The sequence below is a fragment of the Achromobacter agilis genome (genome assembly GCF_900496965.1).
Classification (GTDB): Bacteria; Pseudomonadota; Gammaproteobacteria; order Burkholderiales; family Burkholderiaceae_B; genus Achromobacter; species Achromobacter agilis.
In genome coordinates this window covers 200589-220410 of the sequence record NZ_UFQB01000008.1, presented here as the reverse complement: position 1 = coordinate 220410, position 19822 = coordinate 200589, and the positions used below count along the sequence as shown (strand labels likewise).

The window sequence follows — 19822 nt, the reverse complement described above, 5'->3', positions numbered from 1 at the left end:
AACCACCACCGTGGATCGTTCGTTGCGGGGATCACACGCATTGCCCCGTCCTAGAACATTGATACATCCGGGGGCATTCAACCCGGTGCGCATCCATAGCCGCAGCGCGCGGCAAGGCCGTCATTTCCGGCTGGCCCTGCAGCCGGGCGCCAGCTTGTACGACTCGTTGGTCGGCGTGCTGGCCAGCGCTGGCGTCGCGAATGCCTCGATGACTTTGCTGGGGGGCGCCTTCAGCCACCTTGACTACTGCACCGCTCCGCCTGATCCCGCGCACCATCGGGTGGTGGCCTATACCGAACCCATTTCAGCGGGACCGGCATACCTGATCTTCGGTAACGCCACGTTGGGCAAGACCGACGCCGGCGGGGCATTGGTGCATTGCCATGCGGCGTTTTGCAACGCGGGCGGAGAACCGCTGGGCGGGCACATCATCGCGCAGACCACGATCATTGGGCCGTCGCCTATTTCCGTGCTGGTGACGGCGCTGGACGGATTCGAGCTGCGAGCGACCTACGACGCCGAAACCAACTTGCGTTTGCTGCAACCCCATGGAGCCGAAGACCATGATCCCGCCTGAAATCGAAACTGGAACCATGGGGCGTGTCGCCTACGCGCGGATCGGTCCCAACGAGGACCTGGTGCAGGGCGTGGAAAAACTATGCCTTGCCCAAGGGTTCCGCAACGCGTTCGTCCGGGGGGCGCTGGGCAGCCTGGTTGATGCCTGCCTGTATGCGCGCGACGGCGGCTATCGCTGCCTCAATGGGCCGGCGGTGGAAATCGTCAGCCTCGCGGGCGAGGTCAGGGCCCAGCCGGACGGCTCGCTCGTCGCATCTCTGTCCGGTGTGGTGGCTGATCCGCAAGGCCGGATACACGGAGGAGCGTTCGTGCCAGGGGCCAATCCGATCTGCATGACGTTCGAGGTCACGTTGGAAGAATGGCTGCCCGCGGGCGGCAGTTGACCGGGCGGTGGCCGGGGGGGGCGATGCCGCCCTGGCCTCCGCGCAGTGCCGTTGTCGCCATAGACGACTTGCTCCTGAATTCAAAAATCTCGATAAAAATTATTGACGCCGAGATTTTTGCTGCTTATCGTAGAAAAAAAGCGCCAGAATGACCGGCATGCAGCCGGCTGCGGGCGCACCAGGAGACAAGCAGTGATACGGCTACACGATATCCGGTACGTCCGGCTGGGTACCCGCGACCTGGAGGGCGCGATCCGCTACGCGACCACGGTCCTGGGGCTGGAATTGGCGCGCAAGGAACATGGCGCCGCCTATTTCAAGTCCGACGCGCGCGACCATACCCTCTGCTATTTCGAGGGCGACCCGCGGGACCATACCGCCGCGTTCGAGGTGGACACTCCCGAAGAACTGCAGCGCGCCGGCGCGGTGCTGGAACGCAGCGGCTATACGGTCGCGGCGGGCAAGCGGGAAGAGGCCGAACAGCGCTACGTGCGCGACTTCCTCAGTTTCATCGACCCGTCCGGCAACCGCATCGAGCTCGTGCATGCGCCGCAGCACAGCGGGCGGCGCTATTTTCCCGGCCGCGACGCCGGCGTGACCGGGTTTTCGCATATCGGCCTGCGCACGCTGGACGCGCGGCGCGACGAGGCCTTCTGGACCGGCCTGCTGTCGGCGCGCGTCAGCGACCGCATCGGTGAAGCGCCGTTGCTGCGTATCGACGAGGTGCATCACAAGATCGCACTGTTCCCGTCCGCCTATCCAGGCGTGCAGCACATCAATCACCAGGTCGAGAGCATCGACGACATCATGCGCGCCTGGTACCAGCTGCGCGAATGGAACGTGCCGATTCGTTTCGGCCCGGGGCGGCATCCGACCTCGGGCGCAATGTTCCTGTACTTCGACGGGCCGGACGGGATGATCTACGAATACTCCACGGGCGTGCGGCTGATCAGCGCCGAAGAGGAAAAGACATACCGGCCGCGCAGCTTCCCGGCCGTGCCGTCGTCATTCTGCATGTGGGGCGCCAAACCCGATATCCCGGAGTTCAAATCGTGAGCGCCGCGCAACCGCCGGCCCGCGGCCAGGAGGCGCTGGTCCGCGTGGCGGCGCGGGCCCTGGCCCGCGCCAACCTGGTCCATGCCTACGGCCATTGCAGCACCCGGCTCGACGCCGGCCACTTCCTGGTGTGCGCGGCCCGGCCCATGGGGCTGATCGAGCCGGACGAGGCGGGCACGGTGGTGCCGGTGCACGGCGAACTGCCCGAAGGCGTGCTCGGCGAAGTCCGCATCCATCAGCACATCTACCGGCTGCGGCCGGACGTGGGCGGGGTGGTGCGGTCCATGCCGCCCACGGTCATGACCCTGTCGTCGGTACGCGTGACGCCTCAGCCCCGGCACGGGATGGGCGCGTATTTTTCACCGGCCGTGCCGCTCTGGGACGATCCGCAGCTGGTGCGCAGCGATGCGCAGGCGCGCGGCGTGGCCGAGACGCTGGGCGCGGCGCGCGCGGTGGCCATGCGTGGCAACGGCGCCGTGGTGGCGGCCGAATCGCTCATGCATGCCGTGGTGTTGACCTGGTACCTGGAGGACGCCGCCCGCATCGAATGGCAGCTGCGGGCGGCCGGCCTGACCGAAGGTGCGCCGACGCTGGCGCCCGAAGCAGCGGCCGCCCGCGCCGTGGGCACGGGCCGCATCTATGAGCGCATGTGGGAATACCTGACTGCCGGCGACCCTGAAGCGGCGCTGGCCGATCTGTCACAACCGAGGACGCAATGAGCGATTTCCGCAACTTCATCAACGGCCAGTGGGTCGCCACCGGCAACACTTTCGACGACCGGGATCCGGTCGACAACCGCCTGATCGGCCGCGTGCACGAGGCAGGCGACGCCGAGGTCGACGCGGCGGTCCGGGCCGCCAAGGCCGCGTTGCGCGGCCCCTGGGCCCAGTTGAAGACCCAGCAGCGCGTCGAGCTGCTGCACGCGGTGGCCGACGGCATCATTCGCCGTTTCGATGATTTCGTCGACGCCGAGATCGCCGATACGGGCAAGCCCTACGATCTGGCCAGCCACCTGGATATTCCCCGCGGCGCGGCCAACTTCAAGATTTTCGCGGACCTGATCCGGAATGTTCCGAACGAAACCTTCGACCTGGAGACGCCGGACAACGGCCATGCCCTGAACTACGGCGTGCGCGTGCCGCGCGGCGTGATCGGCGTGATCTGCCCGTGGAACCTGCCGCTGCTGCTGATGACCTGGAAGGTGGGGCCCGCGCTGGCCTGCGGCAACACGGTGGTGGTCAAGCCGTCCGAAGATACCCCGGGCACGGCCACGCTGCTGGGCGAAGTCATGAACGAGGTCGGCGTGCCGCCGGGCGTCTACAACGTGGTGCATGGCCGCGGCCCCGGTTCGGCCGGCGAAAAGCTCACCCGCCATCCGCTGGTCGACGGCATCACCTTCACCGGCGAGACGCGCACGGGCGAGGCCATCATGCAGGCCGCGGCGGTGGGCGTGCGGCCCGTGTCGTTCGAGCTTGGCGGCAAGAATGCGGGCATCGTGTTCGCCGACGCGGATTTCGACAAGGCGGTCGCGGGCATCGCGCGCGCCGCGTTCGACAATACCGGGCAGGTCTGCCTGGGCACCGAGCGCGTCTACGTGCAGCGGCCGATCTTCGAGCGCTTCGTGGCCGCGCTGGGCGAGCGCGCCCGGAGCTTCAAGCTGGGCCGGCCCAAGGACCCCGGCGTGAACCTGGGGCCGCTGATCTCGCAACGCCACCGGGACAAGGTGCTGAGCTACTACTCCCGCGCCCGGGAAGAAGGGGCCACGGTGGTGGCGGGCGGCGGCGTGCCCGACATGCCGGATGACCTGGCCGCGGGCGCGTGGGTGCAGCCCACCGTCTGGACCGGCCTGCCGGAATCGTCGGCCGTCATTCAGCAGGAGATCTTCGGGCCTTGCTGCCACATCGCGCCCTTCGATACCGAGGAAGAAGCCGTCGCGCTGGCCAACGCCACGTTCTACGGGCTGGCGGCGAGCGTGTGGACCGGCAATGTGGGCACGGCGCACCGGATGGGGCAGGCCCTGGAGGTGGGCATCTGCTGGATCAATTCCTGGTTCCTGCGCGACCTGCGCACGGCCTTCGGCGGCGCCAAGCAGTCCGGCATCGGCCGCGAAGGCGGCGTGCATTCGCTGGAGTTCTATACCGAGCTGCGCAATGTCTGCGTAAAGCTCTGACGCATCACGGCAGGCGCCGCGCAGAATGGCGCCGCCGCCCATCCCCCAAGGAGACATAGCATGCAAGCATACGCACGCGGGCTGTCCGCGCTTGCCGCCGCGGCGGCCCTGACGGCGGCTAGCGCCGCAATGGCGGACATCCGCATCGGCTTTACCGGCGTACTGTCCGGGCCGCAGGCGGCGCTGGGCCAGGACCAGTACGACGGCCTGATGCTGGGCATCGAGCAGCTGGGAGGCAGCCTGGGCGGCCAGAAGGCCGTGGTGATCCGCGACGACGATCAGCTCAAGCCCGACGTGGGCGCGCAGATCGTGCAGAAGTTCATCGAGAAGGACAAGGTAGACGTGATCGTCGGCCTCGGCTTCTCCAATGTGCTCATGGCCGAATTGCGGCGCATCAAGGAGTCGGGCGTGGTGGCGCTGTCCACCAACGCGGGCCCCGCGCCGATCGCCGGACGCATGTGCCTGCCCAACCTGTTCGTGCTGGGCTGGCAGAACGACAGCATGTCGGAGGCGATGGGCAAGTACGTCAAGGACCAGGGCTACAAACGGGCCTACCTGATGTCGTCCAACTACCAGGCGGGCAAGGACAAGCTGGCGGGCTTCAAGCGTTTCTACGGCGCCGCGCCGGCCGACGAGATCTATACCCAGCTGGGCCAGCTGGACTATTCCGCCGAGATCTCGCGTATGCAATCGGCCGGGCCCGACGCCTTGTTCGCGTTCTATACCGGCGGGGTGGGCGTGAACTTCGTGCGCCAGCTGCGCCAGGCCGGCCTGATGGAAAAGCTGCCGTTCTTTTCGGAAAGCCTGATCGATTCCAATACGCTGACCGCGCTGAAGGACCAGGCCGTGGGCGCGATCTACGGCACGCCGTGGGCTACCACGCTGGACAATCCGCAGAACCGCAAGTTCGTCGAGGCCTTCCAGGCCAAGTACGGCAGGCTGCCGTCGGAGTACGCGGTGGGCGGCTACGACGCGGCGTATCTGCTGGACGCGGCGGTCAGGCAGCAGGGCGGCAAGGTGGGCGACAGCCGGGCCCTGGCGGCCGCGGTGAAGGCGGCCGGCGCTTCCTTCCCCTCGGTGCGCGGCACGTTCCGCTTCAACACCAACAACATGCCGGTGCAGAACCTGTATGCCTACCAGGTCGTGAAGGAAGGCGATGGCGTGAACGTAAAGCAGCTGGCCACGGTGTTTACCGACCACCAGGACGCCTACGTGGCGGACTGCCCGCTGAAGTGACCCGGGGAGACGCCCCATGAACGGATCGTTGCTGTTGTCGCAGCTGCTCAATGGCCTGCAGCTGGGCGCCTTACTGTTCCTGTTGTCTTCGGGGCTGACCCTGATCTTCGGCATCATGAACTTCATCAACCTGGCGCACGGGTCGCTCTATATGATCGGCGCCTTCCTCGGAGCCACGGCCTACAACGCCAGCGGGTCGTTCGCCTTCGCCATCCTGGCGGCGGTCGTGGGCAGCGGGTTGGTGGGCGTGGCGCTGGAGCGCCTGATCGCGCGGCCCCTGTACCGCCACGACCACCTCTACCAGGTGCTGGCGACCTTCGGCCTGATGATGTTCTTCAACGAACTGGCCTCGGTCATCTGGGGCAGCCGGCCGTACTTCGCCGCCGTGCCGCAAGGGTTGGAAGGGGCGGTCAGCCTGTTCGGCAGCGACTATCCGGTGTACCGGCTGATGATCATCGGGGTCGGGGCGCTGGTGGCGCTGGGCGCCTGGTTCCTGATCCAGCGCACGCGTTTCGGGATGCTGATCCGCGCAGGCGCCAGCAATGCCCCCATGGCAAGCGTGCTGGGCGCCAACGTGGACCTGCAGAAAACCTTGCTGTTCCTGTTGGGGGCGGTGCTGGCCGGCGTGGCGGGCGCCCTGGCGGGGCCGATCCTGTCGGTGCAGTCCGGCATGGGCGAGCCCGTGCTGATCCTGGCGCTGGTGGTGATCGTGGTGGGCGGCATCGGCTCGGTGCGCGGCACCCTGGTGGCGGCGCTGTTGATCGCCATGATCGATACGCTGGGCCGCGCTTTCCTGCCCGACGTGCTGCGTGCCGTCTTCGACGCCTCGGTCGCCAACGCGGTCGGGCCCGCGCTTGCCTCCATGCTCATCTATGTGCTGATGGCGGTGGTGCTGGCGTTCCGGCCGCAAGGCCTGGTCTTCTCGGCGCGGCGTTGACGCGCATCCGCCCAAAGGTCTATTCATCATGCAAGAAGAGAACAAGCGGCGCTGGGCGCTGCCCCTGCTGTTCCTGGTCCTGGCCGGCGTGCCGTTGGCGGCGCAATGGCTGGGCGAACCGTTCTACGTCACGCTCGGTGCGCGCATCCTGATCTACGCGCTGGCTGCGCTGGCGCTGAACCTGGTGCTGGGTTTCGCCGGGCTGGTGAGCTTCGGCCACGCCATGTTTCTGGGCCTGGGCTGCTACGCGGTCGGCATTCTGAGCTACTACGGCTTCGGCAACGGCTGGCTGCAGCTGGCCGTGTGCATTGCCGTGTGCGCGCTGGTGGCCCTGGTGGTGGGCACCGTCTGCCTGCGCACCTCGGGCATCGGCTTCATCATGATCACGCTGGCGTTCGCCCAGATGTTCTATTTCCTGTCGGTGAGCCTGCGCGAATATGGCGGCGACGACGGCCTGAACATCTACGAACCCAGTTCATTCGGCCTGTTTGATCTGGACGGCAGCCAGCCTGTGTACTGGGCCGCCTGGGGGCTGCTGCTGGTCTCCAGCATCGCAATGCTGCGCCTGCGCCGCTCTCCCTTCGGCATGATCCTGCGCGCCACCCACGCCAACCCGCGGCGCGTGGACGCGCTGGGTTATTCCGTGTTCGGCGTGCGCCTGATGGCCTATGTGGCCTCCGGCGTGTTGACCGGCGTGGCCGGGCTGCTGCTGGCCAACCTGACGGCCTTCGCCTCGCCCAGCTACATGTCCTGGCCGGTGTCCGGCGAACTGATCGTCATGGTGGTGATCGGCGGCCTGGGCAGCGTGCTGGGGCCGATCGTCGGCGCCATCGCCTACCTGCTGATGGAAGAGGGCTTCAAGAGCCTGACGCAGCACTGGATGCTGCTGATGGGGCCGGCGGTGGTGGCCATCGCCATGGCGGCCAAGGGAGGCTATGGCAACTCGCTGGCCTGGCTGCGCCGCCGGCCGCCCGAGGCCGCGCCCGCCGCCGCGGCGCGGGCCGGTGCCGGCCGGACGGAGCGGCGTTCGCCGGACACGCTGGCCAAGGAGGCATCCCTATGAACATCCAGACCAGCAACGCCGCCGCGCCCGCGGGCCTGGCCACGCAGGACCTGGTGCGCCGTTTCGGCGGGCTGAAGGCGACCGACGGGGTGTCGCTGGCCGTGGCGCCCGGCGAGCTGCACGCCCTGATCGGCCCCAACGGCGCCGGCAAGACCACGCTGATCAATCTGTTGTCGGGCGAGCTGCGCCCCGATAGCGGGTCCGTGCGCCTGGGCGCCGCCGACGTCTCGCGCGCCTCGGTGCAGGGGCGGGTGGCGCAGGGCATGCTGCGGTCCTACCAGGTGACCTCGGTATTCGACAGCTACACCGTGCTGGACAATGCCTGCCTGGCGGCCCTGCGCAAGCGCCGCCGGCGCCTGTCGCCCTGGACGGCCCTGCGCGACTGCGCGGACGTGGTGGACGCCGCGAGGCGGGCGCTGCAGGCCTGCGGGCTGGACGATGTGGCCGAGGCGCCGGTCGAAAGCCTGGCCTACGGCCAGCGCCGCCAGCTCGAGATCGCGATGGCGCTGGCGGGCGAACCCTCCGTGCTGCTGCTGGACGAGCCCATGGCCGGCATGAGCGCCGCCGAAAGCGCCGGGGTAATCGCGTTGCTGCAAAGCCTGAAGGGCCGCTACACCATCGTGCTGGTCGAACACGACATGAACGCCGTTTTCGCGCTGGCCGACCGCATCAGCGTGCTGGTCTATGGCAAGGTCATCGCCACCGGCAGCGCGGACGACATCCGCAACCATCCCGACGTGCGCCGCGCCTATCTGGGCGACGATGCCGACGCATAGGAGCCCGCCATGTTGAACATACGCGGATTGACGGCGGCCTACGGCCATTGCCAGGCGCTGTTCGGCGTCGACCTGGATGTAGGGCAGGGCGAGGTCGTGGGCCTCATCGGCCGCAACGGCATGGGACGCAGCACCGTCATCAAGTGCCTGTTCGGCCTGCTTCCCGCCAGCCAGGGCAGCATCGAATACGGCGGCCGTTCGCTGCGCGGCCTGGCGCCGTACCGGATCGGACGGCTGGGCCTGTCGCTGGTGCCGGAAGGGCGCCAGATCTTTCCGACGCTGACGGTGGAGGAAAACCTGGTGGCCACGGCCTGCGCGTCCAAGGCTGGCGGCGGCTGGACGCTGGAACGCGTGTACGGCCTGTTTCCGCGCCTGCGCGAACGGCGGGCCAATCTGGGCACGCAGCTCTCGGGCGGCGAGCAGCAGATGCTCGCGCTGGGCCGCGCCCTAATGACCAACCCCAGCCTGCTGGTGCTGGACGAGGCGACCGAAGGCCTGGCGCCCGTGGTGCGGGCCGAGATCTGGCACGTACTGGCCCAGCTCAAAGCCGAAGGGTTGTCGATGATCGTGGTGGACAAGAACACCACGGCCTTGCTGCGCTTGTCCGACCGCAACTTCATCCTGGACAAAGGGGTGACGGTGTGGCGTGGAAGCTCGGCGGAACTGTCCGCGCGGCCCGAACTGGTGGCCGCCTACGTAGGAGTTTGAAATGAGATTGCAGGATCGGGTGGCGCTGGTCACCGGCGCGGCCGGCGGCATCGGACTGGCGATCGCGCGCCGCTTCGTGGCCGAAGGGGCCTATGTGCTGATGGCGGACCGCAAGGCCGCCGAACTGAACGACGCGGCGCAAACGCTGGGCGCACGCGCGGCCGCCGCCGTGGCCGACGTGACGGATCCGGCCGACGCGCAGGCGCTGGCCGGCGAATGCGTGCGGCGCTGGGGCGGCCTGGACATCTGCGTATGCAACGCCGGCGTGATCCGGGCGGCGGACTTCCTGGACCTGACGCTAGAGGATCTGGACGCCGTCATGAACGTCAACGTGCGCGGCACCTTCCTGGTGGCCCAGGCCGCGGCCCGCGCCATGGTGGCGGGCGGACGCGGCAACGGCGCCATCGTGACCCTGTCGTCGATGACGGCGGAGCTGGCAATGCCGGACCAGCTGGCCTACGGGGCCAGCAAGGGCGCCGTGCGCCAGATGACGAAATCGATGGCGCTCTCCCTGGCGCCGCACGGCATCCGCGTCAACGCCATCGGCCCCGGCAGCATCGACACCGAGATCCTGGCCACCATCACCGCCAACCCCGAGGCCCGCAGAACCGTGCTGTCGCGGATCCCCATGCAGCGGCTGGGCGCCACCGATGAAGTGGCCAAGGTGGCGGTCTTTCTGGCCAGCGACGACGCCAGCTACGTGACGGGGCAGACGGTGTACGCGGACGGCGGCCGGCTGGCCTTGAACTACACGGTGGCGGTGAAGGAATAGGGGGCGGGGCCGCCGAACAAAACAAGGCCGTTGCTATGTACGCCGGGCGTCGCGCGGACTCACGCCGAATTTTGCCTTGAACGCATTGCTGAAGTGCGAAGAACTGCTGAAGCCGTTGGCGTACGCAATTTCCGTGATGGTGCGCTGTGCATCCCGTTTCGCCGTGATTTCATCAAAGCACCTTTGCAAGCGCCGATCCCACATCCAGTCCGCAGGAGAGATTCCGTCCTGGTGGAATAGGTGGTGCAACAGGCGGACCGAGATGCCATGCTGCTTGGCAATGGTTTCCAGTGACAGGCCGGCCGCAGACAGGTGCATTTCAATCCACGCCTGGATAAGCCGCAAGCGGGCCACTTGATGCGTGTCGGGATCCGGGCTTTGGTTTGCGGCGCGATCCACCGCAAGCGCGACGATATTCAGCAGGTCTTCGCCCAGGCGCGCCTTGTCCGCGGCATCGATGGCGCCGCTCTCCGTAGTCAGGCTGACGCAGAGTTGCGCGGCAAGCTTCCCGATACCGCTGCCGATGCCCACATTGCCCGCGATTGGGGCGTCTTGTCCGGACAGCTTGCTTTTCAGCGTGGCGCGAGGAATTTCCAGATAGAGCGCACGGATCTCGTTCAGGCACTCCAAGTCATAAGGTTCGCCTGAGTAGAACAATGCGGCGACTGCCTGATTGGATGGCACTTCGCGACGATCCTGGTTCAGCCGTGCATGCCCGCGCTGGAGTATCTGCAGGTAGAAGCAGTCCTTGTCCAGCCGGGCCAGATGTTGCTTGCGCCGTCGGATGACATGGCCCGCCAAGGAAATATCGGTGATCGAAACCGGGCCGAAGTTTCCCTTGCGTAAAACTCCGCAATAGTCGTTGGAATCGGGCATTTCCGCGTCCAACGCAATATAGGCGCTGCATAGCGCATCCTGCCACATATCTCGGCGGAGTGGCAGAGCGTGCTGTTGGGCATCGAAAACCAGCTGCATCGGTCTCTCCTTTTTCCCTCTTGCAGTCCTGCGCAAGTCGGCTGCGCTCTGACGCAAGACATGGTGCTTTCGTGGGCGATAGTCTCTGGTTGTGCTTCGCATTTTGTTCGAAATGTTGACCTTGCTCAAGACGTCCGAACGAAAAATAGACAAGACAAACAACAGACTGGTACCCAGGAGGAGGATGGTATGGCCACCAACAGCGAAATTGCCGCGCCGGCAATTGCGGTTCCCGCAGTGAAACCGACGACGTCCAGAGAGGTCAAACGGGTTGTTGCCGCATCTATGGCCGGCACAGTCGCGGAGTGGTATGAATTCTTCATTTATGGCGTAGCCAGCACACTTGTGTTCGGGCCACTGTTTTTTCCGAAGGTCGACAGCCCGCTTACCTCGATCATCGCCGCATTTGCAACCTACGCCGTCGGCTTCGTCGCGAGGCCGTTGGGAGGTATCGTCTTCGGCCATTTTGGCGACCGGCTGGGCCGCAAGAAGTTGTTGCAGTTCAGCTTGCTGCTGGTGGGGTCATCCACTTTCTTGATGGGCTGCCTGCCGGGCTACGCCACTATTGGGTTTGCAGCGCCCGCGCTACTCGTGCTGCTGCGCTTCATACAAGGGTTCGCCGTTGGCGGTGAATGGGGAGGCGCGGTTCTGCTGATATCAGAACATTCGCCTGCGCATCAGCGAGGCTATTGGGCCAGCTATCCGCAATCGGCTGCATGCATCGGTAATGTGCTTGCCTCCATCGTATTGTTCGGCCTTTCTACGCTGCTGCCCAAGGACGCCTTTCTCGACTGGGGCTGGCGTGTGGCGTTCTGGCTGTCGGCCGCGATCGTCTTTGTTGGCTACTACATACGTCGATCCGTGGAGGACGCGCCGATCTTCCTCGAAACGTACCAGCGGCAGAAGGAGTCTCGCAAGAAGGCCGCTTCGCTTAAGGATGCACTGGCTGCCTATCCGCGCAAGTCGTTCTTCAGCATCCTGCTGCGCGTGGGCGAGAACACGGCGTATTACATCATCGTAGTGTTTTCGATCACCTATCTTACGGTGCACGCCAAGCTGCCTTCGCAAACCGTGATGTTCCTCATGTTCGTCGCGAACATCTTTCAGTTCTTCTCCATGCTGTTCGGCGGTTATCTGTCCGATCAAATCGGACGCAAGGCGTGCATTGCGCTTGGCTACGGCGGGCTGCTGGTCTGGGCGTTCCTGTACTTTCCGGGATTGGATTCGGGATCGAATGCGCAGATCCTGGGCGTCATCTGCCTGGGCCTGTTTTGCCAGGCGCTGTGCTATGGGCCGCAAGCCGCCTATTTTTCCGAAATTTTCCCGACGGCCATGCGCTATTCGGGCGCATCCTTTTGCTATCAGATCGCGACGGTGGTGGCGGGATCCATCGCGCCGCTGACAGCCACGATTCTGCTGCGCGACTACGACAGCACCACCCCCATCGTGGTCTACCTTGCCGGCACCATCCTGCTTTCCTTGTTGGCGCTCGCCATGTTGTCGGAGACGAAAAATGTTTCCCTGCATGACGTAGACCGTGCGCACGCCGAACGCTAGGACGTTTGATCCTGGAAATCATCAGCGAAACCCCTATGATCGAAAACACCCAGCATTTCAATACTTTGATACTCGGCGCCGGCTTTGGCGGCCTGGGTATGGGCGCCCAACTGGTCCGCAATGATGACGAGGACTTCGTCATCATTGAAAGATCCGGCGATATCGGCGGTGTCTGGCTCGATAACGCCTACCCCGGCGCCGCCTGCGACACTGAGGCACATCTATATTGCTATTCTTTCTATCCGCATCTGCGGGTCAGCCGCATGTACGCCGGACGTGACGAGTTGTTGGGCTATATGAACCGGCTTGCCGACACCTACGGATTGCGTACCCATTTGCACGTGAACCAGGAGATAAGCGAGGCCCGATGGGACGGGACGGCCGGGCTTTGGCGTTTCAAAGTGAACGGCGAGGAACGCTATGCCGCGAAATTTTTCGTGCCTGCCTGGGGACAGCTGAACAAGCCTTCCATTCCGAGTTTCGAGGGGCTGGATGCCTATCGGGGAAAGTTCTTCCACTCGGCGCGTTGGGATGCGTCCGTCGACCTGGCGGGCAAGGATGTTGCATCTGTTGGCAACGCGGCTTCTGCTGTCCAGTACGTGCCCGAGATTGCACCCGGCGTTTCCCATCTGACAGTCTTCCAGCGCTCGGCGAACTGGATCATGCCGCGAAACCAGCAGGTGTTTACACCGGAGCAACTGGATGCGTTTGAAGCGCAGCCCGCCACCTTCGAGGCGTCACGCAAACATCTGCACGAATTCCGGGAAATCGGTTTTCGCCGTACGCAGACCGGAAGCAGCGATCAGGAGGAAGGCAAGCGCATTGCCATTGAACACCTGACCAGGCAGGTGAGCGATCCGGCGCTTCGCGCGAGGTTGACGCCGGACTATGAGTTTGGCTGCAAGCGCATTCTGCGCTCGGATGATTTCTATCCCGCGCTGAGCCGTTCCAATGTGACGCTGGAGGTGCGCCCCATCCTTCGATTTGACGAGAATGGCATCGTGACGGCGGATGGCGAGGCGCTTGCCTTTGACGTGGTCATTTTCGGCACCGGCTTCGCCAGCCAGGCGTTTCAAGGCGACCTGGCCGTGTATGGCTCGGCGGGAGCGGCGCTTTCGTCTGTATGGGAAGAGGGCGCGGAGGCGTATCTCGGTATGACGGTCCCCGATTTCCCGAACATGTTTGTGGTCTATGGCCCCAATACCAATTTGAATCACAACTCGATCATCACCATGCTCGAGATCCAGCAGGGCTACATCATCGATGCCATCAAGGCAGCGAGCCGGGACCACGCTGCCGTGGTCGTGAAGCCGGGAGTGTTCCGCGCGTTCAATGACAAGGTGCAGGCCGACATGGGGACTTCGGCGTTTTCATCGGGGTGCTCCAGTTGGTACAAGAACAAGGCTGGGAAGGTCATCAACAATTGGTCCGGGACGGTCGATCAGTATCGCGCCGCCGCCCAATGGTGTGCGGCCGACTATCACTGGCTCTAGGTGAATTTCCCATGGACGATATACAGCGTATTCCTTTGTCCTCGGTCGCGCCGGATGCCCGAGGCCTGATACAGGCGTTCCGCGACAACGGCGAGATTTCCTTCCAGGACGTGCCTTTGGAGCAGGCGCGCGAGAACTATCTGCGTGGTTGCGCAGCCAATGGCCTGCCGAGCGCCGATTTACCATTGGTGCGCGACCATTCCCTGCCGTCTGGGCACGGCGCGTTGCGCGTCCGCGAGTATCGCAGCGGCGCGCAGGGAAATACGCCGGCTATTTTGTTCCTGCATGGCGGGGGCTGGGTCATCGGCAATCTGGAAACGCACGACGGGCTCTGCAGGTTGCTCGCCAAGGAAAGCCAGGCGACAGTATTCGCCGTCGATTACCGCCTTGCCCCGGAACATCCATTTCCGACGCCGTTGGATGATTGCGTCGCGGCGCTGCAGTGGCTGTCCTCCAATGCCGATGCGCTTGGCGTTGACATGGCACGCCTGGGCCTGGCCGGAGACAGCGCCGGCGGCAACCTGGCTGCCGTCCTGGCGAATGAGGACCGGCTAAGGCCCGAGGGCTGTTCGCCGTGCGCGCAAGCATTGTTCTACCCGGTTACGGATCTGCGCTGCGAAACCGCGTCGTATCGCCGCATTGTCTCCGGCTTTCCGCTTACCGCGGGGTCCATGCGTTGGTTCCGGGATCGCTATGTTGGTTCTGCCGGCACGTTTGACGACCCGCGGGTGTCTCCGTTGCTGGCGCCCCGGCTGTCCCGCGCCCCATTGTTCCTGCTTAGCTGCGGCCTTGATCCGCTGGCGGACGAAGGCGTGGCCTACGCCGCCCGGGCTATCGAGGGCGGCATTCGAGTCGAGCACCACCATCTCCCGGCCCATGCGCACGGAATCATGACATCCGCGGGCCGCATCGAAACCGGGCGGGCGATGGCGCTGCGGGCGGCGCGGTTCCTGGGCGAAACGCTGCATCGATGCACTACCGAGTGACGCGCCGCATGCCTTTATTCATCTACCCAACGTGATATGACCTCGTTTCAATTTCAGACCGTCCCTACTGTCATCTCCGAATTCGGCGCGGCTCGCCGCCTGGGGGAACTGCTGCGCGCGCAGTATCCTGGCCTGACGCGGCTGTGCGTTGTGACCGATGCCTTCCTATATAAGAGCGGGCTGTTCGAACCGGCGCTGGCTGACTTGGCCAGGTGCGGTTGGGAGGCCACCGTCATCGACGACGTGATCGCTGATCCGCCGGAGTCCGTTGTGCTCGAAGCCGCAGGCCGTGCACGAGCGGCTCGCGCCGAGCTTGTCTTGGGCCTGGGCGGCGGTTCGTCGATGGATGTGGCAAAGCTGTTGGCCGTCCTGTTGGTTGGCGGGCAGGATATCAAGAATATGTACGGGGTCGGGAAAGTGGTCGGCCCGCGTCTGCCGTTGGTGCAGATGCCCACCACGGCCGGCACGGGGTCGGAAGTCACGGCGGTGTCTATCGTCACTACAGGCGCGACCTCCAAGATGGGCATTGTGTCGCCGTTCCTGCTGGCCGACCTTGCCATTCTGGATGCGGAACTTACTCTGGGTTTGCCCCGCGCGGCCACGGCAGCCACAGGTGTTGACGCCATGGTGCATGCCATTGAAGCCTATACCTCGGCGCACCTGAAGAATCCGCTATCAGACATGCAGGCTATCCGCGCCCTGGAGCTGTTGTCGCGTCATCTACTACCTGCCTGCGAAGATGGCGCAAACCGCGAGGCGCGAGAAGCCATGCTGCTTGGCGCGATGTTGGCGGGCCAAGCGTTCGCCAATGCACCGGTGGCGGCCGTGCATGCGCTGGCCTATCCGATAGGCGGCATCTTTCATGTAGCGCATGGCCTTTCGAATTCGCTGGTGTTGCCGCAGGTACTGAAGTTCAACGCGCCCGTGGCGCATGCGCGCTATGCCGAGCTGGCCGAGGCCGTCCTGCCTGGCGTTACGGGCAGCGCCTTGTCCAAAACCGATGCCCTGATTTTGCACCTCGAGGAGCTCATCGCGGCTGCGCGTATTCCACGCGCGCTGCGCGAGGTGGGAATCGGCAAGGCCGACCTGCCTGCCCTGGCTAAGGCCGCTATGCTGCAGACGCGCCTGCTTGTCAACAATCCCAGAGAAGTGACCGAAGCCGATGCGCTGGCGATTTATACGGCGGCTTGGTAGGGAAGGAGCCAGCTGGCGGATGTGAAAATGGTGTCAGCCTGCAAGGCTCACCATCGAAGAGTAGGGGCGGGGCGGCGTTCGACAGCCGGCAATGCAGGGTGATACATTTTTCCAGGCCACGACAAGTGAGTCCCGCATATGAAAGCCGCCGCAATCACTTCCCCCGGGGATGCCGCCTGGCTCAGGCTGCGCATGGCGCTGTGGCCGGACGCCTCGGCAGCCGAGCACCAGGAAGAAATGGACGATCTGTTGGCTTTACCCGACAGATACGCCCAGTTCATGGCGCGCTCCGGCAGCGGGCAGCCCATTGGCCTGGCCGAGGCCTCAATCAGAGTCGACTATGTCAATGGCACGAACGCCAGCCCCGTTGCGTTCCTGGAAGGGTTATACGTCGTACCCGAGGCCCGGCAGCAGGGCGCAGCCAGGACCTTGCTTGCCGCGGTGCGGGAGTGGGGCTGCAGCGCCTTTCCCCAAATATGTCCCGCCGCAGGAGGATAATCATGCCGGTATTTCAGATCAAGCACTTGGACCACGTCGTCCTCAGGGTTCGCGACCTGGCGCGCAGCGTGGACTTTTATACGAAGGTGCTAGGCTGTTCCATCAAGAAGCAGAACGATAAATACGCCATGATCCATCTGGGTGCTGGCGGGTCCATGATCGATCTGGTCGATGTACAAGGGCCCTTGGGCACCGCTGGCGGAGACGCCCCAGGAAAAGAGGGGCGCAATGTCGACCATTTTTGCCTGCGGGTCGATCCGTTCGACGAAACGGCCATCCTGGCGCATTTGCAAGCTTTCGGAATTGCCGCGGACAAGGCCGTGATGCGGTATGGCGCGGAAGGCGACGGGCTTTCGATTTATTGCTTCGATCCGGACGGAAATCAAATCGAGCTGAAGGGGCCGGCGGTTTAGCGCGCACGCCTTAAGGCGCGGGACTACAATTTCGACGGCACCAGGCAGTACACAGTAGATAAGAGAAGTCAGGCTACCAAGCCTGACCCGTGCAAGGAGCGAAAACATGCCCACCCGCCTGCGTGCAATCCAATCGGATATTACGACGCTTTATGTGGACGCTATCGCCAACGCCGCGAACTCCTCATTGCTGGGCGGTGGCGGAGTCGATGGCGCCATACATCGAGCCGCCGGCCCGGACCTTGTGCAGGAATGCAGACTGCACGGCGGACAGCGCCTTTCCCTGACACACCCTGCGCGATATCAGCCTGGAGGCCGCGCTGGACGACACCGGCCGCATCGTGCACGGCATCGAACTTCCTGCCCAGGAAACCTGGCTGGACTGCGCAACCGCCGACGGTGGCTACGTGCTGCACCTGGCCCCGCGCGACGCGACCTGGTTCATGGATGGCTATTGGCCGTCCGTCCATTTTGCCGTCGACGGCCTGCCCACGGCCTGGGTCTGCGAATCCTGACACGATCTTCGAGCTTGGCAGCAGTGGTGGTATGCCAGGTTGATCGCAAATTCGTGCAAGCCCTAGCCCAAACTCTGTTTCGGGGGGGATTGTGGCGGCTGACACTGAACAACGTAAAATGTCTGGCTTCCAGCCTCCACATGTTTCCCTTATGAACCTTGAACGACTGCGTCGCGAATTTCCCGACTACGACATAACAACCCTGCCGACACTACCCGAAGGTTACTTCGACGCGTCGAGTTACATCGATGCAGCTCCTTCGTTCGAGAACGAGGAGCGCAGCTTGAAAGTGTATGTCGACTATGCCAACTATGCCGACCGCGAATCCGGCAGGAGTCAGCGCTTCTGCGTTTCGCGCTACGACGAGGAAGCAGGCGACTTCGAGGACGTCGCCCTGTCGACTAACGATTGGGCCGAAGTCACGCGCTTCCTGACCGCCTGAATTCCCTCCCCAGGGGCGATCGGTTTCCGCTCCGGTACTCTTTCTTGACTTCGACGGCATCCTGCACTCTTTCAGAAAGAAGGCGTTTGACGAGTGCATCGGCTGCCGCGGAATCCAAACCTGTTGCAATGGATTCCTGCATGCAATCGGCGCCTTCGATGTCAAACGACCGTTCCTGGCCGGAAGCCATCATCAATGAAAGATCACTTCCGCCCCTAAGCGGGCATCGATATCCGCTGGATTTTCTGCATCCAATCGATGAAGAAATCCAGTTTTTCGTTGAAAGCATCGCTCGATGCGCAAGGTGCTTTCGCATGTGCCAGGAAGAACTCAATTCGTTCGGCCATGTCGGGATACCGTCCCGAGCAATACCCCGCATATTCTTCCAAGGTTCCGGGCCAATAGCTGTCTGACGCCGGGCGCAGCACATTGGTGGCGCGAAGCAGTTTCTTCGCAGCCTCTTTTTGCAGCCGCTGCATTGCGCCTGGGTCCTGTGCCTGAGAGATGCGTGTGACGTAGTCGCGTAGAACCTGCGCATAGTCACCGTTGACGGCCTGCGCAACCGCCGGCGAGGGCCGAAACGGCTGAAACCGTAGAGCCAGATCTGTACCGTAAATGCAGCGGCACTCATGTTTGAGCCAGTAGCCCCAGCTGTACAAGTTGGCCGGATTCAGCACGTCGTCGCGTACGCCTAGATCAAAATCGACCTTTGTGACTTCAGGGTGACGTGCTTGCAGATCCGAGCGGACGCATTCAAGGGATTCGGCCTCGCGCGCGGCAAGCGGCCGCGACAGTACCAATGTCAGGTCCAGGTCCGATGTCCCGGGCGTTGCGCTGGCATGGGACACGCTGCCGTACAGGTACAGGCTGTCCAGGAGCGGGCCGAGTTCATGGCACAGGCTGTCGCGTGCGTCGTCGACCAGACCGGAAAACGCCGGTTGCAGGGGTCTAGGTGGGGGCACTTCAATCAAGGCGGAAGTCGCGCCGTTGCGGCTTTTCATGATGCTCAGGATAGCGCAAGAGCTTGCCCGGCCTAGCCCCTCACCCCAAACGACGCAAACCCGTCCCAGCATTCCCGCGTGAATTCATACAGCGCATCCTGCGCCGTCAATGGCGTGCGTCCGGCCAGCCGGGCCAGCGCATAGTGCCCCTGGCGCTGCGGGTCGGGCGGGATCGGGACTTCGACCAGCAGTCCGGCCTCCTGCTGGCGGCGCGTGACGCAGATGACGCCGAGCAGCAGGGTGTCGGTGTGCAGGGCGAGTTCGACGAGCGCGTCCAGGTTTTCGCAGCGGGTGGTGATCATCTGTTCGGGCGCGCCGCCGGGGCCCAGGGTTTCGGCCAGGCGCAAGGAGACCTCCGGGCTGAGCGTGCTGGAGGCCACTGGGTACTGGCGGATCTGTTCGATGCCGGGCCGCCGGTGGGCGAGGATGGGGTGGCCCTTGCGGCAGACCACGCCGGCGCGCAGCGGCGCGAGCGGGCGCGCTTCGACGTCGGCGGCGTCATACAGCATGCGGGCGTCGCAGACCATGGCGTCGATACGTTCGGCGCGCAGCATGTCCAGCAGGGCCGAGGTGGCGCCGAGTTCGACGCCGACGCGCACCTGCGGGCGGCTGGCGGTCATGTGCGCCAGGAAGGGCGAGAGCAGCAGCGACGCGGGGGCGGGGCTGAGGCCGATGACGAGGGTGCCGGATTCGCCGCTGTGCAAGGTTTTCAGTTCGCGCTGCAACTCGGCCTCCTCGAAGCGCATGCGGCGGGCGCGTTCGGCCACGCAGGCGCCGTAGGGCGTCAGGCGGACCTGGCGCGCGCCGCGGTCGAGCAGGGGCAGGCCGAGTTCCGCTTCCAGCGCCTGGATGCTGCGGCTGAGCGCGGGCTGGGACAGATTTACCGCGTCCGCGGCGCGGGAGAAGGTGCCGTGTTCCACCACCGCGAGCAGATGCTTGAGCTTCTGGAAGTCCATGTTTCAACCGCATGAATAATATGAAATAAATGCATTGGAATTATAGTTTGACGCTCCGTATGATGATCCGCTGACGGCGTCCGCAAGAGGCGCCGCGTATCGCCCGCGGGACTCG

The 19822-nt window shown here is 64.4% G+C and carries 22 protein-coding genes and 1 pseudogene; 20 read left to right on the top strand and 3 right to left on the bottom strand.

Annotated elements, in window-relative coordinates:
• The first annotated feature begins 85 nt into the window (after positions 1-85).
• The 11 genes from AGI3411_RS12495 to AGI3411_RS12445 all read left to right on the top strand — a co-directional run bounded on the left by AGI3411_RS12495 (position 86) and on the right by AGI3411_RS12445 (position 9677).
• On the top strand, positions 86-577 hold the full coding sequence (locus tag AGI3411_RS12495; protein ID WP_425265340.1) for a PCC domain-containing protein: 492 nt from the start codon (positions 86-88) through the stop codon (positions 575-577).
• On the top strand, positions 564-959 hold the full coding sequence (locus tag AGI3411_RS12490) for a PPC domain-containing DNA-binding protein (RefSeq protein WP_208748077.1): 396 nt from the start codon (positions 564-566) through the stop codon (positions 957-959). The genes AGI3411_RS12495 and AGI3411_RS12490 overlap by 14 nt, the downstream gene beginning before the upstream one ends.
• A 192-nt stretch (positions 960-1151) precedes the next feature.
• Positions 1152-2015 (top strand): VOC family protein, encoded by an 864-nt coding sequence (locus AGI3411_RS12485; RefSeq protein ID WP_129527682.1) that lies wholly within the window; start codon positions 1152-1154, stop codon positions 2013-2015.
• Positions 2012-2734, top strand: coding sequence for a class II aldolase/adducin family protein (locus AGI3411_RS12480; RefSeq protein WP_129527681.1), 723 nt, complete (start codon positions 2012-2014; stop codon positions 2732-2734). Before AGI3411_RS12485 ends, AGI3411_RS12480 begins: the two co-directional genes overlap by 4 nt.
• Entirely contained in the window at positions 2731-4185 is a 1455-nt protein-coding gene (locus AGI3411_RS12475; protein WP_129527680.1) for a 2-hydroxymuconic semialdehyde dehydrogenase, read from the top strand. Before AGI3411_RS12480 ends, AGI3411_RS12475 begins: the two co-directional genes overlap by 4 nt.
• A 60-nt stretch (positions 4186-4245) precedes the next feature.
• On the top strand, positions 4246-5421 hold the full coding sequence (locus AGI3411_RS12470) for an ABC transporter substrate-binding protein (RefSeq protein WP_129527679.1): 1176 nt from the start codon (positions 4246-4248) through the stop codon (positions 5419-5421).
• Between the two features lie 16 nt (positions 5422-5437).
• Positions 5438-6358, top strand: coding sequence for a branched-chain amino acid ABC transporter permease (locus AGI3411_RS12465; RefSeq protein ID WP_129527678.1), 921 nt, complete (start codon positions 5438-5440; stop codon positions 6356-6358).
• Between the two features lie 28 nt (positions 6359-6386).
• Entirely contained in the window at positions 6387-7421 is a 1035-nt protein-coding gene (locus tag AGI3411_RS12460) for a branched-chain amino acid ABC transporter permease (protein WP_129527677.1), read from the top strand.
• A complete protein-coding gene (locus AGI3411_RS12455; RefSeq protein WP_129527676.1) occupies positions 7418-8197 on the top strand; it encodes an ABC transporter ATP-binding protein in 780 nt (259 codons plus the stop codon). Before AGI3411_RS12460 ends, AGI3411_RS12455 begins: the two co-directional genes overlap by 4 nt.
• A gap of 9 nt (positions 8198-8206) precedes the next feature.
• The gene (locus tag AGI3411_RS12450; protein ID WP_129527675.1) at positions 8207-8905 is read left to right on the top strand and encodes an ABC transporter ATP-binding protein; all 699 of its coding nucleotides are present in this window, start codon (positions 8207-8209) and stop codon (positions 8903-8905) included.
• A 1-nt stretch (position 8906) separates the two neighbouring features.
• A complete protein-coding gene (locus AGI3411_RS12445; protein WP_129527674.1) occupies positions 8907-9677 on the top strand; it encodes an SDR family NAD(P)-dependent oxidoreductase in 771 nt (256 codons plus the stop codon).
• A 33-nt stretch (positions 9678-9710) separates the two neighbouring features.
• Here the strand turns inward: AGI3411_RS12445 and AGI3411_RS12440 are convergent, their stop codons facing one another.
• Positions 9711-10652, bottom strand: coding sequence for an AraC-like ligand-binding domain-containing protein (locus AGI3411_RS12440; RefSeq protein ID WP_165359158.1), 942 nt, complete (start codon positions 10650-10652; stop codon positions 9711-9713).
• Positions 10653-10841: 189 nt separating this feature from the next.
• Here AGI3411_RS12440 and AGI3411_RS12435 point away from each other — a divergent pair, with 189 nt between their 5' ends.
• From AGI3411_RS12435 to AGI3411_RS12400, 9 genes and pseudogenes are all read left to right on the top strand, one after another.
• Complete coding sequence (locus tag AGI3411_RS12435) at positions 10842-12209, top strand: MFS transporter (RefSeq protein ID WP_129527672.1); 1368 nt, start codon at positions 10842-10844, stop codon at positions 12207-12209.
• A 35-nt stretch (positions 12210-12244) separates the two neighbouring features.
• Entirely contained in the window at positions 12245-13702 is a 1458-nt protein-coding gene (locus AGI3411_RS12430; RefSeq protein ID WP_129527671.1) for a flavin-containing monooxygenase, read from the top strand.
• A gap of 11 nt (positions 13703-13713) precedes the next feature.
• Positions 13714-14688 (top strand): alpha/beta hydrolase, encoded by a 975-nt coding sequence (locus AGI3411_RS12425; RefSeq protein ID WP_208748075.1) that lies wholly within the window; start codon positions 13714-13716, stop codon positions 14686-14688.
• Positions 14689-14724: 36 nt separating this feature from the next.
• A complete protein-coding gene (locus tag AGI3411_RS12420; RefSeq protein ID WP_129527670.1) occupies positions 14725-15882 on the top strand; it encodes an iron-containing alcohol dehydrogenase in 1158 nt (385 codons plus the stop codon).
• A 138-nt stretch (positions 15883-16020) separates the two neighbouring features.
• Entirely contained in the window at positions 16021-16380 is a 360-nt protein-coding gene (locus tag AGI3411_RS12415; RefSeq protein WP_129527669.1) for a GNAT family N-acetyltransferase, read from the top strand.
• Between the two features lie 2 nt (positions 16381-16382).
• Entirely contained in the window at positions 16383-16793 is a 411-nt protein-coding gene (locus tag AGI3411_RS12410) for a VOC family protein (protein WP_129527668.1), read from the top strand.
• Positions 16794-16899: 106 nt separating this feature from the next.
• Positions 16900-17106, top strand: a pseudogene (locus AGI3411_RS12405) (macro domain-containing protein); the annotation flags it as partial.
• A gap of 28 nt (positions 17107-17134) precedes the next feature.
• Positions 17135-17308 (top strand): hypothetical protein, encoded by a 174-nt coding sequence (locus tag AGI3411_RS30100; protein ID WP_165359154.1) that lies wholly within the window; start codon positions 17135-17137, stop codon positions 17306-17308.
• 151 nt (positions 17309-17459) lie between these two features.
• On the top strand, positions 17460-17750 hold the full coding sequence (locus tag AGI3411_RS12400; RefSeq protein ID WP_129527667.1) for a hypothetical protein: 291 nt from the start codon (positions 17460-17462) through the stop codon (positions 17748-17750).
• A gap of 215 nt (positions 17751-17965) precedes the next feature.
• Here AGI3411_RS12400 and AGI3411_RS12395 read toward each other — a convergent pair whose 3' ends face one another.
• Both AGI3411_RS12395 and AGI3411_RS12390 read right to left on the bottom strand, forming a co-directional pair.
• Complete coding sequence (locus tag AGI3411_RS12395; protein ID WP_129527666.1) at positions 17966-18751, bottom strand: nucleotidyltransferase domain-containing protein; 786 nt, start codon at positions 18749-18751, stop codon at positions 17966-17968.
• A 32-nt stretch (positions 18752-18783) separates the two neighbouring features.
• Complete coding sequence (locus AGI3411_RS12390; protein WP_129527665.1) at positions 18784-19707, bottom strand: LysR family transcriptional regulator; 924 nt, start codon at positions 19705-19707, stop codon at positions 18784-18786.
• Positions 19708-19822: the final 115 nt, after the last annotated feature.